The following is a 556-nucleotide window of genomic DNA, read 5'->3' as shown; positions in this document are numbered from 1 at the left end:
AATGGTGTTCTGGGTTGCAGGTTTTACCGACTGGTTAGATGGCATGCTAGCTCGTAAACTTGGCCAAACTTCAAGGTTTGGTGCGTTTATCGATCCTGTCGCTGATAAAGTACTGGTTGCGACAGCGTTGATTTTGATTACAGAGCACTACCACACCATTTGGGTAACTATCCCTGCTGTAACCATGATTGCGCGAGAGATTATCATCTCTGCATTGCGTGAATGGATGGCTGAAATCGGTAAACGCGCAAGTGTCGCTGTATCCTGGGTTGGTAAAGTAAAAACAGTTTCTCAGATGTTTGCATTATGGGTTCTGATTTGGCGCTATGACGAATGGATGGTTTGGCTAGGCTTTGCCGCTCTGTACGTCGCTACATTCCTAACGTATTGGTCGATGGTTCAGTATCTTGCAGCAGCAAAAGATGATTTGCTGAACGAAGAACATCACTAAACGAGATTAAGAAAGCAGGTCGCTATGCCTGCTTTTTTTGTGCATTTCGAATGACTTTCTAAAAATAGAAATGTGATCTTAATCTTGTTTTTTGTTCAGTCGGTG

The 556-nt window shown here is 43.3% G+C and carries 1 protein-coding gene; it reads left to right on the top strand.

Annotated elements, in window-relative coordinates; translation table 11 throughout:
- Positions 1–451, top strand: a 451-nt coding sequence (pgsA, locus tag R7Z49_RS26890) for a CDP-diacylglycerol--glycerol-3-phosphate 3-phosphatidyltransferase (RefSeq protein ID WP_021451438.1), incomplete at its 5' end; no start/stop codon positions are given.
- Between the last annotated feature and the right edge of the window lie 105 nt (positions 452–556).

The sequence above is a fragment of the Vibrio sp. 1562 genome, assembly GCF_033340155.1.
In the GTDB taxonomy this organism is placed as follows: domain Bacteria; phylum Pseudomonadota; class Gammaproteobacteria; order Enterobacterales; family Vibrionaceae; genus Vibrio; species Vibrio alginolyticus.
Note: the sequence above shows the minus strand (reverse complement) of the source record. Positions and strands in the feature narration are given on the sequence as shown.